Origin of the sequence: Pseudomonas sp. RC4D1 (assembly GCF_018390395.1) — a bacterium.
Lineage (GTDB): Bacteria > Pseudomonadota > Gammaproteobacteria > Pseudomonadales > Pseudomonadaceae > Aquipseudomonas > Aquipseudomonas danubii.
This window is the reverse complement of the sequence record NZ_JAHBAW010000002.1, coordinates 1,358,533-1,377,694: the sequence shown is the minus strand read 5'-3', so window position 1 is coordinate 1,377,694 and position 19,162 is coordinate 1,358,533. Positions and strand designations below refer to the sequence as shown.

Below are 19,162 nucleotides of genomic sequence, written 5' to 3'. Positions count from 1 at the left end.
TCAAGGGTTTATAAGCTCAATTAGTTGGCGAGTGAGTGTGTCTGCTTTTCGAGTGAAGTCTGTTGGGAAGTTGTTAAAAATAGTTGAAAGTTACTCGAGAGGGCCCTTAAGAGTTTGTCGCCAGCTTTCAGCATTGATAATGCCCAGTACTTCCATGGTTCCGTTTACGTTCAGGGTGACAAATAGCGAACTGGCGTAATGACTGGCCAGTGCATGTTCAAAGCCCAGCTGGCTTTCCAGGTCACTGATGCAATCGCTGTGGGTAACCAGGATCAGGTTGCGCTTGAACAACTTGTGCGTCTTGATCTGGTTTTCGAAGTGTTTGCCGCAGTTGCTCAGCCAGTCCTGGGTCTGCACCGGCCGCTTGAACATGAATTCCGAGGTTTGCCGGGTACGGGTTGCCGGGCTGCTGATGACGTCGGTGGAGGCCATGCCCAGAGTGCGGAATGCCTGGCCCACGTCGCTTGCTATGCGGCTTCCAGGCAGGGTGATGCCATCGGCAGGCCCCAGGCAGGGATTGGCGGAGCGGTCGCAGCGCTCGGCATGTCGCACCAGGGCAATCACCTCGCCGTCTTGCCAGTGGCGATAGAAGCCGGCTTGCTGCATCTGGTTGTCGACACCCAGGTCCAGTGGTGTGGCTGGCCACAGGACAAAGCCGCAGACGAGGATCGCCAGGGCTGCCCCACAGATGCCAGCCAGGATGCGTACGCTGCGGATTGTCTTGCCGCCAGTACCGGATTCAGCAGTATTGACCACGTCGTTTACCTGATTAGGTTTTTGCCAGGAGTTCTGAAAAGAACGGCATGCGCTCACCGCTGCCCTCGCCGCAACTGGGGCCAATTTAGGTCGGGCCAGGTGGGCGGAGAGTGAAAGCAATGTGAAAAAAACGAATGAATGGCGACAGTTCTTTTAAACCTGACAGCCTGGGTTCAGGTTGTTGGCCTGATCAGTGCTTTGTTGTCAGGGCTTATTCATCTATTGGCCCGCAGAATGTGGCTGCAGTTAACTGTCTATCTATCGCTCTTATCGTGGCGGCAAGTGCGAAGTGAACTTTATCCGATAATAAACAGCGGAAGAAAAAACTCACGTTTAGTTCAGCTTATTGTCAGCTTGAGCTGGAGGAGTTTGAGAACGGATGTTTCCCTGCCCGTTGTGCCGGGCAGAGAGCCATGTTGGTGATGGGGGATCAGTGATTGACGGTGTAGGCCAGCATCGCCGACAGCTGGCACAGCGGTCGACCACTTTCTTGCTGCCACTGGTTGAACACTTCCTGGACCAGGGCCTGGTCACGCTTGCTGCTGGGCACCTTGTCGATGATGTTCTGGGCATTGAGGGCCGCCACGACGTCCCACGTGGGGATGAACGTGTCCTTGCCCACCATGCGCAGGAAACGTGGGGCGGAAAGCCCCCCCATCTGGTTGCCGTGCTTGGCCAGGTATTGCCAGAGCCCAGTGATGTCCTGGACCGGCCAGTCGGCAATGAAGGCGCCGAAACTGCCGTGCTGCTTTTCTACATCAAGGATCATCTGGGCATTGCGCGGCACACTCTTGAGCTTGCCCAGATGGCGAATGATCCGTGTGTCCTGCATCAGTCGCTCCAGATGCTCGGCGCCCATGAGCACCACTTTGTCTGGATCGAAGCCAAAGAACACTTGTTCGAACGCCGGCCATTTGGCGTCCACCAGGCTGTGTTTCAACCCGGCGCGGAAAACCCGCAACGCCAGGGTCGACAAGTAGCGATCAGCGCTCAATGAACGCAGGTAGTCGTTGTTCGCTGGCGTCGGCAACTGGGCTTCCAGGGCTGCGGCGGAACCGAAGCGATTAAGACAGTATTCGTTCAACCATTTGTAATCGTGCATGCCTGCTCCGGGTTGGTTCGGGAGTATGGGTCAAGAAGTCTGCTGACCAAGGTGGGGGCGCCGAAACGGCGATGCAAGGTTCCCGGGCGATGTCATGCCCGGGGGAACCAGAGTGTTGCGGGGCGTCAGGCCGGGTTGGCACCTTCGCCGGCGAGCCGGCGATTGAGCTGGAAGCGCCAGCGTACGTAGAGCAGTGCCGAGGTGAATACCGCCAGGCTGGCGAACATTTCCAGCAGGCCGAACAGCTGGCGATTCGGGTCGTAGGCCGCCAGAGCCCCCTTGATGAAGTACAGGTTGACCACAAAGCACATCCACGCGTGTCCGCGAGCACTGCCGCTGAGCATGCCCGGTGCCATCAACAGCAGGGGCACCAGTTCGATCAGCAGGATCACCCAGGGCCGGGCGCCGTGGAGGTCGGCTAGCAGCAGGTAGTAAACGCAGAGCAGGCCTATCAGGCCGAAAAAACAGATCAGGCTGAGGATTCGGGCTATCCGGACCCGAGGTTCCAGCCATTCCACCGCGGGCAGGATCTTCGGCTTTTTAGCCACGGCCGTTCTCCAATTGCTGAGCGGTTTTCGCCAGGCGCAGGCCCAAGGCCCGGCACAGGGCGATTTCATGTTCGTCCAGCGGGCTCTTGCCGTCCGCCCCGGCATGATGGCTTGCGCCATAAGGCGTACCACCGCCACGGGTTTCCAGCAACGCCGACTCGCTGTAGGGCAGGCCGGTGATCAGCATGCCGTGATGCAGCAGCGGCAGCATCATCGACAGCAGGGTGGCTTCCTGGCCGCCATGCAGGCTGGCGGTGGAGGTGAAGACGCCGGCGGGCTTGCCCACCAGGGCGCCGGTCAGCCAGAGGTTGCTGGTGCCGTCGAGAAAGTACTTCAGCGGGGCTGCCATGTTGCCGAAGCGAGTCGGGCTGCCCAGGGCCAGGCCCGAGCAGTGCTTCAGGTCGTCGAGGCTGGCGTACAGCGCGCCGCTTTCGGGAATGCTCGGTGCCACGGCTTCGCACTCGGTGGAAACTCCCGGCACGGTGCGCAGGCGCGCTTCCAGGCCGGCCTGTTCGACGCCTCGGGCGATCTGCCGGGCCATCTCGTTGGTCGAACCGTTGCGGCTGTAGTAGAGGATCAGGATGTACGGCGCGCTCACGGCAGGATCTCCAGCACATTTTCCGGTGGGCGCCCGATGATGGCCTTGTCGGCGGTTTCGAGAATCGGCCGTTCCATGAGTTTCGGGTGTTGGGCGATAGCAGCGATCAGTTGTTCTTCGCTGAGGTGGGTGTCCGCCAGGTTGAGCTCTTTGTACTCATCCTCGCCGGTGCGCAACAGTTGGCGCGCACTGAGGCCGAGCTTGCCCAGCAGGCGGTGCAACTGGGTGGCGTCCAGTGGGGTTTCCAGGTAGCGGACCACGGTCGGCGCCAGGCCGCGTTGTTCCAGGAGTTCCAGCGCACCGCGGGATTTCGAGCAGCGCGGGTTGTGATAAAGCGTCAGATCGGTCATGTGCGGGTCGCATCTTGCGTAAGGTGGCGGCTATTCTACCCGCGCGACGGACTCTCCTGAACCTTGGGAGTCGATAGGTCGCAGCGATTATCGGTCATCGATCATTTTTCAAGGCACCCTTCAACACAGGAAGCACGGCATGGCAAGGCAATTGGCAGCAGCATTGGCGATATTCACCACCCTATTGCTTGGCGGCTGCGGGAATGACTACGGGGTCGACCAATACGGCCAGAAAGTCGCCGCCGAGCGCCTCGACAAGCAATGGCTGGTGCTCAACTACTGGGCGGAGTGGTGCGGGCCTTGCCGCACAGAAGTGCCGGAATTGAATGCCCTGAACGAGCAGCTCAAAGGGCAGTCGGCCACCGTGCTGGGGGTCAATTTTGACAATGTGCAGGGCGAGGAGCTCAAGAGCGCCAGTGAGAAACTGGGGATCAAGTTCACGGTGCTGGCGCAGAATCCCGAGCAACTCTTCGATTTGCCACGCAGCGAGGCGCTGCCGGTGACCTACATCATTGACGACAAGGGCAAGGTGCGTGAGCAACTGCTGGGCGAGCAGACCGCCGCGGGTGTACTGGCAAAATTGCAGGCCCTGCGCGGTCATTGATGGGGGGGCTGCCTGCAGCCGCTGATAGCGTCGGCGGCCGCAGGGGTTGGGGTCAACCTGCCCCGGTTCGGATCAGCCTTCTTCCAGCCACCAGCGCAGCGGCTTGCCTTCGGCAGGCCAGAAGCGCACTTGCTCGATCGGCGAAACATCCCAGCGCTCCACGCTTTCCAGGGCCTGGAGGAAGCGCCGTTCCTGCTCCATCAAGGCTGGAGCACAGAGTTTGCGGGTGCTGCCTACCTTGCCGAAACGGAGCTTTTCGCCGTCCAGAGTGTAAGGCGCGAACCAGTGGTTGCAGCCGCCATTGCCATAGGCGCGACCGTCTTCACCCAAGGTAATGGTCAGGTGGCTGTAATCGATCAGTGGCCGTTCGCCGATCCATTCCAGGACGTAACTGCGATCCTGCTGCAGCTTCAGCGGCTCGGCGGCGCAGCCCATCAGGCCGGCCCCCAGTGCCGCAGTCAGCGCCAGGCGTTTCATTGGCCGGCCTGCTGGCATTTCGGGCAGAGGTGGCGTTCACCCTCACTGGCCCAGCCCAGCTCGGCAATTCGTGCGCTGGCGGCAGGTTTCTGGGCCTTGGTGCCGAGCTTGGCGTCCACTGCGAACTCGAAGTTCAGCTCTGCTGTGCAGCTGTCGCAGTTGACTTGCCATTGATGAATCGCCAGTTCGCCGAATACCGGGCCACGGGCCACGGCGACCCATTGGCCGACCGGATTGATCAGGTGGCGGACGGTGTCGACTGTCAGGCGCATGGACAGGTCCTTGCTGCCCTTGAGGGTGACCAGCAGCACGTCGTCGGTACGGATCGAACCACCGTTGCCGGTGACTTGATAACGACCCGGTACCAGGGCGCGGCATTCGATCAGGGTGTGTTGCGGGTTCATCAGGTTGTAGCGGAAATCGTGTTCGACCATGGGTCCTCCAAATCTGCCGCGTATGCTAGCACGGGCCCCTGCGCCGCAGGTTGCGGGCAGGCGACCTTCGATCAGGCCGTGACCGGGATTTCAGCCACGGACCTGATTTTGCGGCTGGCCCGCAGCCCAGCTGGCGATGTTGTGCAACGTGGTGTCGGCGATGGCCGCCAGGGCCTCATGGGTCAGGAAGGCCTGGTGCGCGGTGACTATCACATTGGGGAAGGTCAGCAGCCGGGCCAGCACGTCATCCTGCAGGGGCAGGTCGGAACGGTCCTCGAAGAACAGCTGGGCTTCCTCTTCATAGACGTCCAGCCCCAGGTAACCCAGTTGGCCGCTCTTGAGCGCGTCGATCAGCGCCGGTGTATCCACCAGGCCGCCACGCCCGGTATTGATCAGCATGGCCCCGGGCTGCATGTGCGCCAGGCTGTCCTGGTTGATCAGGTAGCGACTGTCGTTGGTGAGTGGGCAGTGCAGGCTGATGATCTGCGCCTGGGCCAGTAGCTCCGGCAGGCTCAGGTAGCGGGCCCCCAGGGCCTCGACGGCAGGGTTGGGGAAGGGGTCGTAAGCCAGCAATTGGCAGCCGAAGCCGGCCATGATACGAGCGAAGGTGGCGCCGATCTGCCCGGTGCCGACAATGCCCACGGTCTTGCCCACCAGGTCGAAGCCGGTCAGGCCGTGAAGGGTGAAGTCGCCTTCACGGGTGCGATTGTAGGCTCGATGCAGGCGTCGGTTCAGCGCCAGGATCAGGGCTACCGCATGTTCCGCCACGGCATGGGGCGAGTAGGCCGGGACCCGGACCACATCCAGGCCCAGGCGCTTGGCGGCGGGCAGGTCGACATGGTTGTAGCCGGCTGAACGCAGGGCGATCAGCCGGGTACCGCCGGCGGCCAGTTGCTCCAGCACCGGAGCGCTCAGGTCGTCGTTGATAAAGGCGCAGACCACTTCATGGCGCTCGGCCAGGGCCGCGGTGTCCAGGCTCAGGCGGGCGGCCTGGAATTGCAGTTCGATACCCGTGGGCAGGCGGGCGCCGAGAAAACTTTCACGGTCGTAGGTCTGGCTGCTGAAAAGAATCGTACGCATGCTTGCATCCTTGGTCGGTGCACCCAGCATGCAGGCCGGGCGCCGGGCAGGTCTTGTCCTGGATCAGGCGTTGATCCGCGCTTCGGCGGCGAGACGGCTGATGGCGTGGTCCAGCTCATCCAGAGCGGCAAAGGCTTTGACGTCTTCCTGCTTGAGCAGGGTTTCGCTGCGCTGGCAGGCGGCGCGCAACTGCGGCACTCCGCAATATCGGGTGGCTCCGTGCAGGCGGTGGACCCGTTCGATCAGGGCGCTGTGGTCGTTGGCTGCACGAGCGGCGTTGATCGCCTCGCGATCGGCCTCCAGTGAGGCCAGCAACATGGCCAGCATGTCCGCCGCCAGATCAGCCTTGCCGGCCGCCAGGCGCAGGCCTTCGTCCTGATCCAGCACTTGCAGCTCCAGGTTCAGTTCCGAGCGTTCATTGGCTCGCTCCGGGCCCTGATTGCGCAAGGCCAGCCCGGTCCATTTCAGTACCACCTGGGCCAGCTGCCGTTCACTGATGGGCTTGGTCAGGTAATCGTCCATGCCGCTTTGCAGCAGGGCGCGTTTTTCGTTGGCCATGGCATGGGCGGTCAGGGCCACGATGGGCAGTGGCGTGCCATGGCGCTCGCTTTCCCATTGGCGGATCGCCTCGGTACTTTGTCGGCCGTCCATGCCCGGCATTTGCACGTCCATCATCACCAGGTCGAAAGGTTCGTTCTGGATCGCGTTCAGGGCTGCGTAACCGTTGTCCACCGCCAGCACCTTGGCGCCCATGTCCTCCAGCAAGGTCTGGATCAGCAGCAGGTTGGCCGGGTTGTCGTCGACACACAGGACTCGTGGCGCACGGCTGGAGAGGCTTTCCTCCGGCTCGCTGCGGGCCCGGCGCGGGGTGACCAGGTCAGACAGGGCGCGACGCAGTTTGCGGGTGCAGGCCGGCTTGGCCTGCAACTGGCTGTGGGGGTTGGGGACCGACAGGTGGAACAGCGTCTGTTCGGTGGTCGGGCACAGCACCAGGACTTTGCAGCCCAGGTGTTCCAGGTCCCAGATGTGCTGGCTCAGGCGTTCGGGAGACATGTCGTTGGTGGTGATGCCGAGCACCGCCAGGTCAATGGCCTGGTCGCTTTGGTGTACGCCAGTAATGCCATTGGTCAGGGCGTCCAGGGTGTTGAACGGGGTCACTTCCAGGCCGCAGTCTTCCAGTTGATGCTGCAGGGCCTGACGGGCCAGTTCGTGATTCTCCAGCACCGCTACGCGTCGCCCCAGCAATGGCGGACCCGGCAGGTCCTCGGCGTCATCGCGGGTTTTCGGCAGGTTCAGGCTGATCCAGAATTCCGAGCCTTCGCCCGGGGTGCTGTCGACTCCGATTTCGCCACCCATCTGTTCGATCAGGCGCTTGGAGATCACCAGCCCCAGCCCGGTGCCGCCGGGTTGCCGCGACAACGAGTTGTCGGCCTGGCTGAAGGCCTGGAACAGAGCGCGAACATCCTGGTTGGACAGGCCGATGCCGGTGTCTTGAATGCTGATGCGCAGTTGCACGCTGTCTTCGTGTTCTTCTTCCAGCATCGCCCGGGCGACGATGGTGCCTTCGCGGGTGAACTTGATGGCGTTGCTCACCAGATTGGTGAGGATCTGCTTGAGCCGCAGTGGATCGCCCACCAGGGACAAAGGCGTATCCCGATAGACCAGGCTCACCAGTTCCAGCTGCTTGGCGTGGGCTGCCGGGGCGAGGATGGTCAGGGTGTCCTGCAGCAAGTCCCGCAGGTTGAAGGGAATGCTGTCGAGCACCAGCTTGCCGGCTTCGATTTTCGAGAAGTCGAGGATCTCGTTGATGATCCCCAACAGGCTGTCGGCGGACTTTTCGATGGTGCCCAGGTAGTCCAGCTGGCGCGGCGTCAGCTCGCTTTTCTGCAGCAGGTGGGTGAAGCCGAGAATGCCATTGAGGGGTGTACGGATTTCATGGCTCATGTTGGCCAGGAATTCCGACTTGATCCGGCTGGCCTCCAGGGCCTCCTTGCGCGCCAGGTCCAGCTCGATGTTCTGGATCTCGATGGTTTCCAGGTTCTGGCGCACGTCTTCGGTGGCCTGATCGATGCTGTGTTGCAATTCTTCCTGTGCATTTTGCAGGGTGCTGGCCATGCGATTGATGCCCGAGGCCAGTTCATCCAGTTCGTGGCTACCCAAGGGCGGCAAGCGGGTTTCCAGGTTGCCGTCCTTGAGTTGCGCCACGGCCTGCTTGATCTGGGTCAGTGGGTTGTTGATGGTCCGCCCCATGCGCACTGCCAGCAGGGCTGCACCGGCCAGGCCGGCGGCAATCAACAGCAGACTGGCGAACAGGCTGCGGTAACCGCGCAACAGCATGCCGCTGTGGGACAGCTCCAGTTCCACCCAGCCCAGCAAACGGTCTGATTCATCGGGGATCAGATCACCGGCCAGATTGCGGTGGCGGCCGAAGACCGGCAGTTGGTAGCGGGTCGCGTCATTACCACTGCGTTGCATGATGTGGGTGCTGTTATCGCTGGGCGGTGGATTGAGCATGCTGGGGCCGGCGTGGGCCATGAGCGTGCGATCGGGGGCAAGGAATGACACCGCGCGTACGTCCTGCTGTTCCAGGGCTTGGGTGGCGATGCGTTCGAGCATCGGCGAGTTGCGGTTGCCCATCGCCGGCGCCACCAGGGAGGCCAGTTGTTCGGCGATCATTTCGCCGCGCTGCAGCAGTTGGGTCTGCAGGTCGGAGAGCTGCATCCAGGTGAAGTAGCCGCCCAGTACCAAAGCCATCAGGCTGGTGGGCAGTAAGGTCAGCAACAGTACGCGGCCTTTGATTCCCAGTTTCTTGAGCACGCAACTCTCCTGCTTCCACGCTGTTTTGAAAGGTCGACGGGCACGTCCGTGATGCGCCACCTGCGCAGTGTAACGATTTGCCAGGGGCTGATCTTGGCAAATTGCAGACCGTTAGCCGACAGCCGGAGGGCGGATAGGGGGCTACGACCAAGGCGCTGGTTGCCGCAATCCGGGCAATCTTGAATAATCGCCCAACTGAGAATGACTTGCAGAAGCTAATGACTCCCGTAGCTGTTGAGCCTCCCCGTATCCTGGCAATTGAAGACGACCCGGTGCTCGGTGCCTATGTGCATGAGCAACTGGGGCGCTGCGGCTTTGCCGTGACCTGGTGCCAGAATGGCCAGGAAGGTCTGGGTATCGCGCGTCGGCAAGCCTTCGATGTGGTGTTGATGGACATCCTGTTACCGGGCATGGACGGCCTGGAGGTGCTGACCCACTTTCGCCAGAGTCACTCCACGCCGGTGCTGCTGATGTCGGCCCTGGGAGCAGAGGCCGATCGCATCAGTGGATTCCGCCTGGGCGCCGACGACTACTTGCCCAAGCCCTTCAGCATGGCCGAGCTGCGGGTACGCATCGAAGCCATCCTGCGGCGAGTGGCCCTGGACCGGCGGCCGACACCACCGAAACTCAGCAGCAGCGTGCAGAGCCTGCGTTTTGATGACGAGCTGTGTGACGTGTTCTTTGCCGAGCGCCCGGCCGGCCTTACCCGTAGCGAATACCGCCTGCTGGAAACCCTGCACCGCAACGTCGATGAGGTGCTGAGCAAGGCCTTCCTTTATCAGCATGTCCTGCAACGTGGGTATGCGGCCCACGATCGCAGTCTGGACATGCATGTCAGTCAGATACGTCGCAAGCTCAAGGCGCTGGGCTACAGCGAACGTGAAGTGCGTACGGTGTGGGGCAAGGGCTATGTGCTGAGTGCCTTCGATGAACTGGTCTGATCTGCCGGGCCGGCACTCGCTGTTCTGGAAGCTGGCATGCCTGCTGGTGGCGTTCTGTCTGTTGATGATCTGGTTGAGCTGGTCCTGGGGGCGCTATGTTGAGCAGAAGAACCTGTACCTCGCCGATGAAGCCCGGGCTACCTTGCGCAGTTACGCGCAGGAAGCGGAACAAGCCTGGAGGACCGGCCAGCATGCCGGCGTCGATGCCTGGATCCAGGAAATGGCCGGTCGTGAGAAAACCTGGGTCGGCGTCATCGGCAGTGATCTGCAAGCCCTGAGTAGCTACCCGCTGACAGCGGCCGAGGCTCAGCGCCTGACGTTCCTGCGGGGGGCGGATTGGCCGGTGAGCCGGCACAGCCGTGGGTTGCCCTGGCTGAAAATTCCGTTCCCCGATGATCCGTCTCTCGGCAGTCTGGTCATCGAGCTGCCGCAGCGTTTCATGCCCGGGCGATACCGGGTGTTCTGGCGCGTGATCACCAACGGCGTGATCCCCGGACTCTTCACGCTGCTGCTGTGCGTGGGCTTGTACCGCTTGTTGGTGGTGCCGCTCAATCAGTTGCGGGAGCAGGCCAATGCCTGGCGTGCGGAGCAGTTGAATGTGCGGCTGTGCACCGAGACCACTCAGCGCAAGGACGAGTTGGGGGAGTTGGGGCGAGCGTTCGATCAGATGTCCGAGCGGCTGCAAAGCACCGTGGCTGTGCAGCAGCAGTTGCTGCGGGACCTGTCCCACGAGTTGCGCACTCCCTTGAGTCGTCTGCGGGTGGCTTGCGACAGCGAGCAGAGCCTGGGGGCATTGCGTGAGCGCTTGTCCCGGGAAGTCGACGCTATGCAGCGCCTGGTGGAGGACAGCCTGCAACTGGCCTGGCTGGACACCGAGCGGGCACCGCTGCCAGAGGAGCAGATTCAGGTCCAGGCCTTGTGGGAAATGCTCAGCGAGAACGCCTGCTTCGAGAGCGGCTGGTCCCCAGCGCAGTTGCGCTGTGATCTGCCGGCGGATTGCTGGGTGCGCGGGCATCTCAATACCCTGGCCCAGGCTCTGGAAAACATCCTGCGCAATGCCATCCGGCATTCGCCACCCGGGGCTCTGGTCATCCTCGATGGTCGACGTGACGCTGAATATTGGCATCTGTGGCTGGACGACCAAGGGCCGGGGGTAGCGGAAGAGGCGTTGGAACGGATGTTCGATCCGTTCATCCGTCTGGACGGTTCACGGCCGGGAGATGGAGGTTTCGGCCTCGGCCTGAGCATTGCGCGCAATGCGGTGGAGCGCCAGGGAGGTCGTTTGTGGGCGCAGAACACGGCCCATGGCTTGCGTGTTCACATGCGCTTGCTGGCGGCTTGAGACGGCCCTGTGTCGCCTTATATCAATAAGCCATAAGCCCCGCACTTTGCGTGATATGGCGCTTGGGCGTTTGCCGGTATGATAGGCGCCCCCGCAGTCTGGATTGCGAATACGCCATGACCTTGCAGTACCCAACCATCGCCGATTGCGTCGGCAACACCCCGCTGGTTCGTTTGCAGCGCCTGCCTGGCGCCACCAGCAATACCCTGCTGCTCAAGCTCGAGGGCAATAACCCGGCGGGTTCGGTCAAGGACCGCCCGGCACTGTCGATGATCACCCGCGCCGAGTTGCGTGGGCAGATCCAGGCCGGGGATACCCTGATCGAAGCGACGTCGGGCAACACCGGGATCGCCCTGGCCATGGCTGCCGCGATCAAGGGTTACAAGATGATCCTGATCATGCCCGACAACTCCAGCGCCGAGCGCAAGGCGGCAATGACCGCCTATGGTGCCGAGCTGATCCTGGTGAGCCAGGAAGAGGGCATGGAAGGCGCCCGTGACCTGGCCGAGCGGATGCAGGCCGAAGGCCGTGGCAAGGTGCTCGATCAGTTCGCCAACGGCGACAACCCGGAGGCCCACTACACTGGCACCGGTCCCGAAATCTGGCGCCAGACCCAGGGCAGCATCACCCACTTCATCAGCTCGATGGGCACCACCGGCACCATCATGGGCACTTCGCGCTATCTCAAAGAACAGAATCCCCAGGTGCAGATCGTGGGTCTGCAGCCGATGGAAGGCTCGGCGATTCCCGGCATTCGCCGCTGGCCCGAGGAGTACCTGCCGAAGATCTATCAGGCCAGCCGGGTCGATCGCATCGTCGATATGGCCCAGAGCGAAGCTGAAGACGTGACCCGGCGCCTGGCTCGGGAAGAGGGCATCTTCTGCGGCGTGTCTTCCGGTGGTGCGGTGGCGGCGATGCTGCGCCTGTCCCGGGAAGTGGAAAACGCGGTCATGGTCGCGATCATCTGTGACCGTGGCGATCGTTACCTGTCGACCGGCATTTTCGATGCGCCCAACTGATGGCTAAGCACGAGAGAGGCCTGCGCTTCCAGCCTGCGGGCGGTAGCCGGGCCCCACAGATTCCGGTGGGCAAGAAGCAGCGGTTGACTATCCAGCGTCTGGCCAACGACGGCCGTGGCATTGCCTTTGTCGAAGGGCGTACCTGGTTCGTCAGCGGTGCCCTGGCCGGTGAAGAAGTCGAAGCTCGGGTGTTGGGCAGCCACGGCAAAGTGGTGGAGGCCCGTGCCGAGCGCATCTTCAACGCCAGTGATCTGCGTCGCCCGGCGGCCTGCGCCCACGCCGGGCGTTGCGGCGGTTGCAGTGTCCAGCACCTGCCCCATGCCGAACAGCTTGCCCTGAAACAGCGCATGCTCGCCGAGCAGTTGTCCAAGGTCGCGGGTGTCGAGCCCGAGGCCTGGGCCGCTCCCTTGAGCGGTCCCGAGTTCGGCTATCGGCGTCGCGCCCGGGTGGCGGTGCGCTGGGACGCCAAGGGCAAGCAACTTGAGGTGGGTTTCCGTGCTGCCGGTAGCCAGGACATTGTCGCCATCGACGATTGCCCGGTGCTGGTACAGGCTTTGCAACCTGTCATGAACCGTTTGCCCGCTATGCTGCGACGCTTGAGCAAGCCTCAGGCACTGGGGCATGTGGAGTTGTTCAGTGGTTCGGCGCTAGCGGTGCTGTTGCGCCATATGGCGCCGTTGTCCGAGAGCGACCTGACGATCCTCAAGGACTTCTGCGATTTCCATCAGGCGCAATTGTGGCTGCACGGTGAAGGCGAGCCGCACCCCTTTGATCCATCGCAGGCACTGGGTTATCGCCTGGAGACCTGGGATCTGCACCTGGCGTATCGGCCGGGTGACTTCGTCCAGGTCAATGCGGGGGTCAATGAAGCGATGGTGGCCCAGGCTCTGGAGTGGCTCGCGCCGCAAGCTCAGGAGCGGGTGCTGGATCTGTTCTGTGGCCTGGGCAACTTCGCCTTGCCGCTGGCTCGGCAGGTGCGGGAAGTGGTGGCAGTGGAAGGCGTGGCGACCATGGTGGCGCGGGCCGCTGAAAATGCTGCCAGCAACAATTTGCATAACACGCGCTTTTTTCAAGCCGATTTATCCCAACCTCTGAGTGCTGCCGAGTGGGCTGATGAAGGCTTTTCTGCGGTACTCTTGGACCCACCCCGCGACGGTGCTTTCGAGGTGGTCCGCCACTTGGCGAGCCTGGGTGCCAAGCGGTTGGTGTACGTGTCATGCAATCCGGCAACTTTGGCTCGTGACACGGTCGAACTGATCAAGCAGGGCTATAGGTTAAAACGTGCCGGGATCCTCGATATGTTTCCTCAGACGGCGCATGTCGAGGCCATGGCGTTATTCGAAGCGAGCTAGGATGGCTTGTCTAATCCGACTGATCTTTCTGGTGTGGTTCGCTGGCCCTGCGAGCTGTGCCCGAGCGTTGAAGATCAGCGATTTGACGCATTGAATGTGCGTCGTAGGGAAGGTAAAGCAAGATGGTACAGGTGAGAGCGCACCAGCCGATCAACACCGACGGCAGTATCAATCTCGAGGCATGGCTTGATCATACGGTCAGCGTCGACATGGTACTGGACCGTGAAGCCTTGAAAGAGGCCTGCGAGTTCGCTCGTGAGGCCGAGCTACAACACATTGCCGCCAAAGGCCTGAGCTCCGAGGACGTGTCGAGTTTCAGCACGGGCCTGGAGATCGCCGAGATCCTTGCTGATCTCAAACTGGACCAGGATTCCCTGGTCGCCGCGGTACTGTACCGCGGCGTCCGCGAGGGCCAGATCCAGTTGCCAGCGGTCAGCCAGCGTTTTGGTCCGGTGGTGGCCAAGCTGATCGATGGTGTGCTGCGCATGGCTGCCATCACCGCCAGTCTCAGTCCTCGCCAGTCCCTGGTACTCGGCACTCAGGCCCAGGTTGAGAACCTGCGCAAGATGCTGGTGGCCATGGTCGATGACGTGCGGGTGGCGCTGATCAAACTGGCGGAGCGGACCTGTGCCATTCGTGCGGTGAAAAGCGCCGACGAAGAGAAGCGCAATCGAGTGGCCCGGGAAGTCTTCGACATCTACGCGCCCCTGGCTCATCGCCTGGGCATCGGCCATATCAAGTGGGAGCTGGAGGACCTGTCCTTCCGGTACCTGGAGCCCGAGCAATACAAGCAGATCGCCAAGCTCCTGCATGAGCGGCGCCTGGATCGCGAGCGCTTCATCAGCGACGTGATGAACCAGCTGCAGAACGAACTGAAGGCCACTGGGGTCAACGCCGACATCAGTGGGCGGGCCAAACACATCTACTCCATCTGGCGCAAAATGCAGCGCAAGGGTCTGGAGTTCAGCCAGATCTACGATGTGCGCGCCGTGCGGGTGCTGGTGCCGGAAATGCGTGACTGCTACACCGCACTGGGCATCGTGCATACCTTGTGGCGGCATATCCCCAAGGAATTCGACGACTACATCGCCAACCCCAAGGAAAACGGCTATCGCTCGCTGCACACCGCGGTGATCGGCCCTGAGGGCAAGGTGCTGGAAGTGCAGATCCGCACCCACGCGATGCACGAGGAAGCGGAGCTGGGGGTGTGCGCCCACTGGAAGTACAAGGGTACCGACGTCAAATCCGGCTCCAACCATTACGAAGAGAAGATCTCCTGGCTGCGTCAGGTGCTGGAATGGCACGAGGAGCTGGGGGACATCGGTGGCCTGGCCGAACAGCTGCGGGTGGATATCGAGCCGGATCGGGTGTACATCTTCACCCCCGACGGCCACGCCATCGACCTGCCCAAGGGCGCCACGCCGCTGGACTTCGCTTATCGGGTGCACACCGAGATCGGCCACAACTGCCGTGGCGCCAAGATCAACGGGCGCATCGTGCCGCTCAACTACAGCCTGCAGACTGGCGAGCAGGTGGAGATCATCACCAGCAAGCACGGCACCCCGAGTCGCGATTGGCTGAACCCGAACCTGGGTTACGTCACCACTTCCCGGGCGCGGGCGAAGATCGTCCACTGGTTCAAGCTGCAGGCTCGCGATCAGAACGTCGCCGCCGGCAAGACCCTGCTGGAACGCGAGCTGAATCGTCTCGACCTGCCTCAGGTGGACTTCGACAAGTTGGCCGACAAGGCCAACATGAAGACTGCCGAGGACATGTTCGCGGCTCTGGGTGCGGGCGATTTGCGCCTGGCGCAACTGGTCAACCTGGCCCAGCAACTGGTGGAGCCCGAGCGCGGCAATGAACAGCTGGAACTGATCCCGCGCAAGGCCGCCGGCTACAAGCCGGGCAAGCGTGGCGACATCCAGATCCAGGGCGTGGGCAACCTGATGACCCAGATGGCGGGTTGCTGCCAGCCGCTGCCGGGGGATGCGATCGTCGGTTACATCACCCAGGGCCGTGGCGTGAGCATTCACCGCCAGGACTGTGCCTCGGTGCTGCAACTGGCCGGTCGCGAGCCGGAGCGGATCATCCAGGTCAGCTGGGGGCCGGTGCCGGTGCTCACCTATCCGGTGGACATCATCATTCGCGCCTACGACCGTTCCGGCCTGCTGCGTGACGTGTCCCAGGTGCTGCTCAACGAGCGGATCAACGTACTGGCAGTCAATACGCGCTCGAACAAGGAGGACAACACGGCGTTGATGTCCTTGACCATCGAAATTCCGGGCCTGGATGCATTGGGACGTTTGCTGGGGCGCATCTCCCAGCTGCCGAACATCATCGAGACCCGGCGCAATCGAACCCCGTGATGCCCGCATGAAATGGATGAACTGATGTACAGCCTTGAAGACCTGCTCCACCTGATGGCGCGCCTGCGGGACCCGCAATACGGTTGCCCGTGGGACATCAAGCAGAACTACGCCAGCATCGTTCCCCATACCTTGGAGGAGGCCTATGAGGTCGCCGACGCCATCGAGCGCGGTGACTTCGACCACTTGCAGGGTGAGCTGGGCGATCTGCTGTTCCAGGTGGTGTATTACAGCCAGCTGGCCCGGGAGGAGGGGCGCTTCGAATTCGAGGGGGTGGTGGACAGCATCACCCGCAAGCTGATTCGCCGGCATCCCCATGTATTCCCTACTGGCGACTTGTACGCGCCGCTGGATATCCCGCGGCTCGATGAGGAGCAGGTCAAGGAGCGCTGGGAGCAGATCAAGGCCGAGGAACGGGCAGAGAAGTCCGACGCTCCGCAGCAGTTGTCCCTGCTCGATGATGTGCCGGTGGCCCTGCCGGCCCTGTCCCGCGCGGCCAAGTTGCAAAAGCGCGCGGCGCAGGTCGGCTTCGACTGGCCGGACGCCCTGCCGGTGGTGGACAAGGTTCGTGAGGAACTGGACGAGGTGCTGGAGGCCATGGCCGACAACGACCCGGCGGCCATCACTGATGAAATCGGTGACTTGCTGTTTGTCGTGGTCAACCTGGCCAGGCACCTGAAGGTCGACCCGGAAACCGCCTTGCGCGGTGCCAATGCCAAGTTCGATCGGCGCTTCCGATTTATCGAGCAGGCATTGCGCGACACCGGTCGTCCCGTGGAAGATTGCACCCTCGAAGACTTGGATGCCCTGTGGGGTGAAGCCAAGCGTCAGGAAAAGAATTTGCCCAGCTGTGGCTGAGGCCGTTGCCTAAGTGAGTAAGCACCATGAGCCTTTCCCTTCGCGACCAGTTGCTCAAAGCAGGGCTGGTCAACCAAAAGCAGGCCAAGCAGGTCAGCAAAGACAAGCAGAAGCAGCAGCGCCTGGCCCATAAAGGCCAGATCGAACTCGATGACTCCCAGCAGCGCGCAGCCCAGGAAGCCATGGCCGAGAAGGTCAAGCGTGACCAGGAGCTCAATCGTCAGCAGCAGGAGAAGGCCGAGCAGAAGGCCCGTGCAGCGCAGATCAAGCAACTGATCGAAGTTTCGCGTCTGCCCAAGCTGAACACCGAGGATTACTACAACTTCGTCGACGACAAGAAGGTCAAGCGTCTGTCGGTGAACACCCTGATGCGCAACAAGCTCAGCAGTGGCTCCCTGGCCATCGTTCACCACGGTGGTGGTTACGAGGTGATTCCGCGGGAGGCGGCGCTGAAGATTCAGGAGCGCGATCCGCGGCGTATCGTACAGCTCAATACTCCCACCGAGGCGCCGGATGAGGATGATCCATACGCGGCCTATCAGATCCCTGATGATCTGATGTGGTAAGCATCTTGTAACGACCAACCCCGCTCATGGCGGGGTTGGTCGTTTATGGGGGGCGGGTGGGAATCCGCGTGGAGATCCCGGCGCTCCTGCGCTGACGTTGAGTCAGGAACTCTGAGGCGCGCGGTTCTGCTCGAGTTTTTCCAGTTCAGCCTTGTAGCTGTGGGCGTCGCTCTCGGAATGGAACATGCCCACCAGCATGTCCTGTTGATGTACATCCCAGATCCGTACACCCGCGGCTACGCCTTCATGGGACATATGTGAATCGTCGCGTTCAGTCACTTTTACAGTCATCTGCTAGCTCCAATCTCGGTTGATCTGCAGCAAGGCGTGTGCAGGGCTCTTTTATATATTTTGTTAGCTTGCTAAGTAAATTGTCTGGATCTGCAACAGACCTTTGCAGGATCGGCGACAATCCCGCAGCCCGCGAAAACCGTGACATTTCGCCGCAGTCGGTGAAGTTTCATGACAAAAGTTTCATCTTGGAGGGCTTGCCCCGGCGTCTGGCAGGCGGACATGGAGTGACATTTCACGCAAAAAAAAGCCCCGCTTTCGCGAGGCTTTGATCGTGCTGCGGCTTAACTGCCTTTGACTGTCTTGCCGTTGACGGTGCCGTTGAGGAGCATGATGTTGTACTCCTTGCCGTCGGTTTCCACCTGTTGCAGGCGTACCAGCAGGTAATCCCAGTCCTTGGCGAACCACATCACGGTGATGCGTTTGCTCTGTGTCGGGTCGCGCACGCGCTCGACCTTGATCGCATCGATCTGGCCGGCCTTGGTGTCGACCTTCTCCGAGCCCAGGACGCGGAAGTCATAGGTGTCGACTTCACCGCCATCGACCACTTGATAGCTCATGGTCTTCTTGCCGGCGGCTACGTCATGCTGCAGGGCCAGCTGGTAGGTGGATTTGTCCACCATGCCGGTATTCAGAGGCAGCTTGACCGCATCGCCGCGGTCGGTGCCGGTGACCATCTTCGCGCTCCAGTCGAAGTCCAGGTCGGCTTTCTTGGCCTTGCCCAGACCACCGCGTTCGAAGTGATAGGACTGGGGCACCAGGGTGTCCTTGTCCAGGGTCAGGGTGCTTTCTTCACTCAGGCTGGCGATCATCATCGATGCCTTGAAGCTGAGTTTCCACGTGCCGTTGGCGGTTTTTTCCAGGCTGCGTTCAGCTGTGCCGCTCATGGGCAACTGCTTCCAGTCGGCGGTATAGCTGGCGGAGAACGGTTGAAGGTCTGCCGCCTGCACAACCGGCAGGGCGAACAGAGCACAAGCGAAGAGCAGGGCGCGACGCATAAAATCTCCTAGGTTCGAATCAAATAGCCGCTGGCGGCCAGTAATTGACCATCCAGTAAAGCACCCTGATCGCCGAGCGTCAGCCGACCTTCGGCAAACCAGCGTACGGCCATGGGGTAAATCCGGTGTTCCTGGACGTGCACTCGCTGCGCCAGGCTTTGCGGCGAGTCGTGCAACTCTACCGGGATCACAGCCTGTACGACCAGAGGCCCGCCATCGAGTTCCTCGGTGACGAAGTGCACACTGCAACCGTGCTCGGTATCTCCGGCCTCCAGCGCCCGCTGATGAGTGTGTAACCCTTTATATTTGGGTAGCAGCGAGGGATGGATATTCAACAGGCGGCCCTGGTAGTGGCGGACGAATCCAGCGCTGAGAATGCGCATGAACCCGGCCAGTACCACCAGTTTTGGTTGGAAGGTATCGATCAGCTCGATCAACCCCTGGTCGAAGGCCTCGCGGCCTTCGAAGGTGGTGTGATCAAGGAAGCGGGTAGCGATACCCGCTTCCTTGGCGCGCTGCAGGCCATAGGCGTCAGCGCGGTTGGAGATCACGGCAGCGATGCGAAACGGACTGTCGTCGGTCCGCGCGTTGTCGATCAGGGCTTGCAGGTTACTGCCGGTGCCGGACAGCAGCACCACAACATCACAGGTCGGCGACATCCGC

General features: G+C 61.7%; 20 protein-coding genes. 8 read left to right on the top strand and 12 right to left on the bottom strand.

Annotated elements, in window-relative coordinates; all coding sequences use genetic code 11:
- Positions 1–90: 90 nt before the first annotated feature.
- The 5 genes from pmrG to arsC all read right to left on the bottom strand — a co-directional run bounded on the left by pmrG (position 91) and on the right by arsC (position 3,354).
- Positions 91–756: a lipopolysaccharide core heptose(II)-phosphate phosphatase PmrG gene (gene pmrG, locus KHO49_RS21860; protein ID WP_213665814.1), complete on the bottom strand. Its 666-nt coding sequence runs from the start codon at positions 754–756 to the stop codon at positions 91–93.
- Positions 757–1,186: 430 nt separating this feature from the next.
- Positions 1,187–1,858, bottom strand: a complete 672-nt coding sequence (locus KHO49_RS21855; RefSeq protein ID WP_102880567.1) for a DNA-3-methyladenine glycosylase I — start codon at positions 1,856–1,858, stop codon at positions 1,187–1,189.
- 125 nt (positions 1,859–1,983) lie between these two features.
- Entirely contained in the window at positions 1,984–2,406 is a 423-nt protein-coding gene (locus KHO49_RS21850) for a DUF2069 domain-containing protein (RefSeq protein WP_110594719.1), read from the bottom strand.
- Positions 2,399–3,004 carry an NAD(P)H:quinone oxidoreductase gene (gene wrbA, locus KHO49_RS21845; RefSeq protein ID WP_102860730.1) on the bottom strand — a complete coding sequence of 202 codons (606 nt, stop codon included), beginning with the start codon at positions 3,002–3,004 and terminating at the stop codon, positions 2,399–2,401. The genes KHO49_RS21850 and wrbA overlap by 8 nt, the downstream gene beginning before the upstream one ends.
- Positions 3,001–3,354: an arsenate reductase (glutaredoxin) gene (arsC, locus tag KHO49_RS21840; protein WP_102880565.1), complete on the bottom strand. Its 354-nt coding sequence runs from the start codon at positions 3,352–3,354 to the stop codon at positions 3,001–3,003. The genes wrbA and arsC overlap by 4 nt, the downstream gene beginning before the upstream one ends.
- A 139-nt stretch (positions 3,355–3,493) precedes the next feature.
- Here arsC and KHO49_RS21835 point away from each other — a divergent pair, with 139 nt between their 5' ends.
- A complete protein-coding gene (locus KHO49_RS21835) occupies positions 3,494–3,958 on the top strand; it encodes a TlpA disulfide reductase family protein (RefSeq protein WP_102880564.1) in 465 nt (154 codons plus the stop codon).
- 72 nt (positions 3,959–4,030) lie between these two features.
- Here the strand turns inward: KHO49_RS21835 and KHO49_RS21830 are convergent, their stop codons facing one another.
- The 4 genes from KHO49_RS21830 to KHO49_RS21815 all read right to left on the bottom strand — a co-directional run bounded on the left by KHO49_RS21830 (position 4,031) and on the right by KHO49_RS21815 (position 8,766).
- Entirely contained in the window at positions 4,031–4,435 is a 405-nt protein-coding gene (locus tag KHO49_RS21830; protein ID WP_102860733.1) for an META domain-containing protein, read from the bottom strand.
- Positions 4,432–4,869: a hypothetical protein gene (locus tag KHO49_RS21825; RefSeq protein WP_102860734.1), complete on the bottom strand. Its 438-nt coding sequence runs from the start codon at positions 4,867–4,869 to the stop codon at positions 4,432–4,434. Before KHO49_RS21825 ends, KHO49_RS21830 begins: the two co-directional genes overlap by 4 nt.
- Before the next feature lie 90 nt (positions 4,870–4,959).
- Positions 4,960–5,949, bottom strand: coding sequence for a 2-hydroxyacid dehydrogenase (locus KHO49_RS21820; RefSeq protein WP_102880563.1), 990 nt, complete (start codon positions 5,947–5,949; stop codon positions 4,960–4,962).
- Positions 5,950–6,012: 63 nt separating this feature from the next.
- Positions 6,013–8,766, bottom strand: a complete 2,754-nt coding sequence (locus KHO49_RS21815; RefSeq protein WP_110594713.1) for a response regulator — start codon at positions 8,764–8,766, stop codon at positions 6,013–6,015.
- Between the two features lie 218 nt (positions 8,767–8,984).
- Here KHO49_RS21815 and KHO49_RS21810 point away from each other — a divergent pair, with 218 nt between their 5' ends.
- The 7 genes from KHO49_RS21810 (at position 8,985) to KHO49_RS21780 (ending at position 17,210) form a co-directional block, all read left to right on the top strand.
- Positions 8,985–9,707, top strand: coding sequence for a response regulator transcription factor (locus KHO49_RS21810; protein ID WP_102880561.1), 723 nt, complete (start codon positions 8,985–8,987; stop codon positions 9,705–9,707).
- Complete coding sequence (locus KHO49_RS21805) at positions 9,694–11,049, top strand: sensor histidine kinase (RefSeq protein WP_102880560.1); 1,356 nt, start codon at positions 9,694–9,696, stop codon at positions 11,047–11,049. Before KHO49_RS21810 ends, KHO49_RS21805 begins: the two co-directional genes overlap by 14 nt.
- Before the next feature lie 116 nt (positions 11,050–11,165).
- Entirely contained in the window at positions 11,166–12,068 is a 903-nt protein-coding gene (gene cysM, locus KHO49_RS21800) for a cysteine synthase CysM (RefSeq protein WP_102880559.1), read from the top strand.
- Entirely contained in the window at positions 12,068–13,420 is a 1,353-nt protein-coding gene (gene rlmD / locus KHO49_RS21795) for a 23S rRNA (uracil(1939)-C(5))-methyltransferase RlmD (RefSeq protein WP_213665813.1), read from the top strand. The genes cysM and rlmD overlap by 1 nt, the downstream gene beginning before the upstream one ends.
- 122 nt (positions 13,421–13,542) lie before the next feature.
- The gene (gene relA, locus KHO49_RS21790) at positions 13,543–15,786 is read left to right on the top strand and encodes a GTP diphosphokinase (RefSeq protein WP_102880557.1); all 2,244 of its coding nucleotides are present in this window, start codon (positions 13,543–13,545) and stop codon (positions 15,784–15,786) included.
- A 24-nt stretch (positions 15,787–15,810) separates the two neighbouring features.
- The gene (gene mazG, locus KHO49_RS21785; RefSeq protein ID WP_213665812.1) at positions 15,811–16,644 is read left to right on the top strand and encodes a nucleoside triphosphate pyrophosphohydrolase; all 834 of its coding nucleotides are present in this window, start codon (positions 15,811–15,813) and stop codon (positions 16,642–16,644) included.
- A 26-nt stretch (positions 16,645–16,670) separates the two neighbouring features.
- Positions 16,671–17,210, top strand: a complete 540-nt coding sequence (locus KHO49_RS21780; protein WP_060840548.1) for a DUF2058 domain-containing protein — start codon at positions 16,671–16,673, stop codon at positions 17,208–17,210.
- Between the two features lie 102 nt (positions 17,211–17,312).
- Here KHO49_RS21780 and KHO49_RS21775 read toward each other — a convergent pair whose 3' ends face one another.
- The 3 genes from KHO49_RS21775 to purN form a co-directional block, all read right to left on the bottom strand.
- Positions 17,313–17,501, bottom strand: a complete 189-nt coding sequence (locus KHO49_RS21775; protein WP_011062706.1) for a hypothetical protein — start codon at positions 17,499–17,501, stop codon at positions 17,313–17,315.
- A gap of 284 nt (positions 17,502–17,785) precedes the next feature.
- Entirely contained in the window at positions 17,786–18,499 is a 714-nt protein-coding gene (locus tag KHO49_RS21770; RefSeq protein ID WP_102860742.1) for a DUF3108 domain-containing protein, read from the bottom strand.
- A gap of 8 nt (positions 18,500–18,507) precedes the next feature.
- Positions 18,508–19,158, bottom strand: a complete 651-nt coding sequence (gene purN, locus KHO49_RS21765; protein ID WP_102861000.1) for a phosphoribosylglycinamide formyltransferase — start codon at positions 19,156–19,158, stop codon at positions 18,508–18,510.
- Positions 19,159–19,162: the final 4 nt, after the last annotated feature.

Coding starts and splice junctions, on each gene's coding strand:
- KHO49_RS21780 (WP_060840548.1), top strand. CDS start 16,671: ATGAGCCTTTCCCTTCGCGACCAGTTGCTCAAAGCAGGGCTGGTCAAC.
- purN (WP_102861000.1), bottom strand. CDS start 19,158: ATGTCGCCGACCTGTGATGTTGTGGTGCTGCTGTCCGGCACCGGCAGT.
- cysM (WP_102880559.1), top strand. CDS start 11,166: ATGACCTTGCAGTACCCAACCATCGCCGATTGCGTCGGCAACACCCCG.
- mazG (WP_213665812.1), top strand. CDS start 15,811: ATGTACAGCCTTGAAGACCTGCTCCACCTGATGGCGCGCCTGCGGGAC.
- KHO49_RS21810 (WP_102880561.1), top strand. CDS start 8,985: ATGACTCCCGTAGCTGTTGAGCCTCCCCGTATCCTGGCAATTGAAGAC.
- rlmD (WP_213665813.1), top strand. CDS start 12,068: ATGGCTAAGCACGAGAGAGGCCTGCGCTTCCAGCCTGCGGGCGGTAGC.
- KHO49_RS21855 (WP_102880567.1), bottom strand. CDS start 1,858: ATGCACGATTACAAATGGTTGAACGAATACTGTCTTAATCGCTTCGGT.
- KHO49_RS21825 (WP_102860734.1), bottom strand. CDS start 4,869: ATGGTCGAACACGATTTCCGCTACAACCTGATGAACCCGCAACACACC.
- KHO49_RS21775 (WP_011062706.1), bottom strand. CDS start 17,501: ATGACTGTAAAAGTGACTGAACGCGACGATTCACATATGTCCCATGAA.
- KHO49_RS21835 (WP_102880564.1), top strand. CDS start 3,494: ATGGCAAGGCAATTGGCAGCAGCATTGGCGATATTCACCACCCTATTG.
- relA (WP_102880557.1), top strand. CDS start 13,543: ATGGTACAGGTGAGAGCGCACCAGCCGATCAACACCGACGGCAGTATC.
- KHO49_RS21770 (WP_102860742.1), bottom strand. CDS start 18,499: ATGCGTCGCGCCCTGCTCTTCGCTTGTGCTCTGTTCGCCCTGCCGGTT.
- arsC (WP_102880565.1), bottom strand. CDS start 3,354: ATGACCGATCTGACGCTTTATCACAACCCGCGCTGCTCGAAATCCCGC.
- KHO49_RS21805 (WP_102880560.1), top strand. CDS start 9,694: ATGAACTGGTCTGATCTGCCGGGCCGGCACTCGCTGTTCTGGAAGCTG.
- KHO49_RS21830 (WP_102860733.1), bottom strand. CDS start 4,435: ATGAAACGCCTGGCGCTGACTGCGGCACTGGGGGCCGGCCTGATGGGC.
- KHO49_RS21820 (WP_102880563.1), bottom strand. CDS start 5,949: ATGCGTACGATTCTTTTCAGCAGCCAGACCTACGACCGTGAAAGTTTT.